The 3,185-nt window shown below is 56.0% G+C and carries 3 protein-coding genes; 2 read left to right on the top strand and 1 reads right to left on the bottom strand.

Annotated elements, in window-relative coordinates; all coding sequences use genetic code 11:
- Window positions 1-410, bottom strand: a 410-nt coding sequence (locus ACXJ5O_RS22695; protein WP_457301875.1) for an AbgT family transporter, incomplete at its 3' end; no start/stop codon positions are given.
- Window positions 411-1,033: 623 nt separating this feature from the next.
- Between ACXJ5O_RS22695 and ACXJ5O_RS22690 the strand changes: the two genes are divergently transcribed.
- Both ACXJ5O_RS22690 and ACXJ5O_RS22685 read left to right on the top strand, forming a co-directional pair.
- Window positions 1,034-2,710 (top strand): alpha/beta hydrolase, encoded by a 1,677-nt coding sequence (locus ACXJ5O_RS22690; RefSeq protein WP_457301874.1) that lies wholly within the window; start codon window positions 1,034-1,036, stop codon window positions 2,708-2,710.
- Window positions 2,711-2,862: 152 nt separating this feature from the next.
- Window positions 2,863-3,185 (top strand): DUF1269 domain-containing protein (locus ACXJ5O_RS22685; RefSeq protein WP_457301873.1); only part of this gene is annotated, 323 nt, incomplete at its 3' end.

The raw sequence follows: 3,185 nt of genomic DNA, 5'->3' as shown, positions 1-3,185 counted from the left end.
ATGTAGGTCAGGGCCCAACGCGGTGAAACGATGACGAGCTTGCGTATCAGCGCCGTGACCAGACCGGACTCCTCTGCTACACCCGCGCCGATCATGGCGGCGATCATCAGCCCCACCGCCGTGAAACTCATGAAGTTGGGAATGAGCGAGGAGTAGAGGAAGCGAATGCCTTCCACGTTCAGAAGGCTGCGTATTTCCGTTGAAKCGGTTTCGATCTCGTGGGTGTCCGGATTGATGCGCTCAAAGCTGACCGCCGCCCCGAAGGCACCGAGAATGGCGGACAGGACGATAACAATGCCAATCAGGATGAGGAAGATGATGACGGGATGGGGAACCATGTTTCCCACTCTCTCGACGCCATCCAGCAGTCTTTGCATCACGGTCTTTGGCGCGGTATTGGCAGTGGTCATTTCATGTCTCCCGTTAAGCCAACGGATTACGCCGAGTTGTTCGAAGGACACCAAGGTGTGATGGCGCGGTTTCCTGGGCTTTTGCTCAATCTGTGGTCGCCAAGACGACAAACCGTGGCCGACGGCGCCCTCCCGCTACATCCCGCCAAAGCATCGTAGAAATCGTTCGTGGTTGAACCGCCAATCATCGGATCAGGTACCGATGCTGGCTCCCCTTTCAGTTATCGCGCTTGCAAGCGACAGGCCGAAAGATGAAACTGAAACACCTCCTCTATCCCTATGTGAGGTCACCAATTTCGCGGCGTGCGACAAGCGCAGCAAGCGCAATGATGCGAATATAGTGGTGCTCCAATTATCTGTGATAGGCATGGAATCCCAAAAACAAGCTCTCAGTTCAAATTTCCCGTATTTCCTGCCGTGATCCGCATCGAGGGTATCTCGCCTGTGTCAGGATCGCATATTAATTGGCCATCGCGTCAACAACGAATAATTGACGACTGGATAGTTAGTATCACCGTGACACCGGTTGGAAATTGACATCACTCTTCAACAAGACAGGGTGTCTATGCATTGCGTCACTGCGGTCGACTTCAAACTGCCATCTCTCTCCGATGGGGAATCCGATGAAAGCTTATATTTCAGTCTTGGCAAAGTCGTTCTCCGCCATTGGTCTGCTTGTCGGTATTCTCTTCTTTGCCGCATCCCTTACGCCTAGCCTCATGCCACGCTCTTTCCTTGTTCAGGGTGCGCTCTCCGGGTTTTGCGCAGCGCTCGGCTATGGCGTGGGTGTCGCAGTGGTGTGGCTCTGGCGCTATCTGGAAATTCCAGTTCCAAGCGCGCGGGTTCAGAAAGCGGCCAAATGGATTGCTGTCATCCTGTGTATCGGAACCGCCGGCGTTTTTCTGTGGAAGGCCGCCGAATGGCAAAACACCGTGCGGAGCCTCATGGGACTTGGGCCGGTTGAAAGTGTGGAACCAATTGAACTTGCAGCTATCGCGCTCGGTATTTTTCTGGTGGTCATTCTGCTCGCCCGCCTCTTCAAGCGGACATTCCGGCTTTTCTCGCGCTGGTTGAACCGCCTCGTGCCGCGCCGTGTTTCCAAGGTCATCGGCGGTGTTCTGGCGGTAGTACTCTTCTGGTCGGTGGCGCAGGGCGTCTTGTTCAAGGTCGTCTTGCGTATGGTGGACACATCCTTTCGCGAACTCGATGCCAGGATCGATGACGGCTCGATACGCCCCTCGGATCCCACAAAACCTGGCGGTCCAGGCTCGGTCCTCGACTGGCAGGACCTCGGGCGRCAAGGGCGCGCGTTTATCGCATCTGGACCTACCGGTGCGCAGATTGGCAGTTTCTTCAACGCAAAAGCGCTGGATCCCGTTCGTGTCTATGTCGGGTTGAATTCCGCGGAAACGGCCGATGAACGAGCGCGCCTCGCGCTTGAAGAATTGAAGCGTGATGGCGGGTTCGAACGATCGGCGTTGATTGTCATCGTTCCCACGGGAACAGGATGGGTCGATCCGGAGGGTATCGACACTGTCGAGTATCTACATCATGGCGATATCGCCAGCGTCGCCGTGCAATATTCCTATCTCAGCAGTTGGCTATCCTTGCTCGTGGAACCGGGCTACGGCGCCGAAGCAGGCCAGGCGCTGTTTCGCGAAGTATACCGCTACTGGGCTACGCTCCCGCGTGACAGCCGACCCAAACTGTACTTGTATGGCCTGAGCCTGGGCGCGATGAACTCCGAACTTTCAGCCCATCTCTACGATATTATCGGGGATCCTTTCCAAGGCGCTCTGTGGAGCGGTCCACCTTTCCAGAGCCGCATTTGGAACTCCGTGACGGCAGGCCGAAATCCTGGTTCGCCAGCGTGGCTGCCGCGCTTCCGCGACGGTTCGATCATACGGTTCACCAACCAGAACAACGCTCTCGATATCCCCAGTGCCGTCTGGGGACCTCTTCGCATCGTCTATCTCCAATATGCCAGCGATCCTGTGACGTTCTTCGATTTTCACGCGCTCTATCGGGAGCCGGATTGGATGAAGAGCCCGCGTGGTCCCGATGTCTCGCCAAGCCTCCGCTGGATTCCAGGGGTCACAATGCTACAGTTCCTGTTCGACATGGCCATCGCCACGACCTCGCCGATGGGATACGGTCATGTCTACGCCCCGGAGCATTACATCGACGGCTGGGTTGACGTTACCGCCCCGCAAAACATTCAACCGGAAGATGTTTCTCGCCTGAAGGCATTTTTCTTCGAACGGTCGCGGAGCGCCGACAATCCGCCACCAAGCGATTGACCRCTTGTTCAATGTGCAGTCGCCCTTCGAAGGAAAAAGAAACACAATGCATAGCTCTGGGATTCATGGCTAATCTCTTCGACGTGTCGGGCACGATATAGTTTTTTTACAGCGCGTCCCAGCGTTAGTCACCGTACAGAACTGGAGGCAACATGTCTGATCTTATCGTGATCGTCTATCCCACCGAACCCAAAGCCGAAGAGGTACGCAATCGTCTCCTCGAACTCCAGAAAGAATATCTGATCACGCTTGGCGACGCTGTCATCGCCACAAAGACAGATGCGGGCAAAATCAAGCTCAACCAGTTGGTGAGCACGACAGCAGCCGGCGCGGTATCCGGCAGTTTCTGGGGTCTGCTGATTGGCGTCCTCTTTCTCAATCCGCTGATCGGCGCCGCAGTCGGCGCGGCATCTGGTGCCCTCGGCGGGGCGTTGACGGATGTTGGCATAAACGACAACTTCATGAAGGATCTCGC

It is taken from the genome of Phyllobacterium sp. P5_D12 (assembly GCF_054049495.1).
This window is presented reverse-complemented; position numbering and strand designations above follow the sequence as displayed.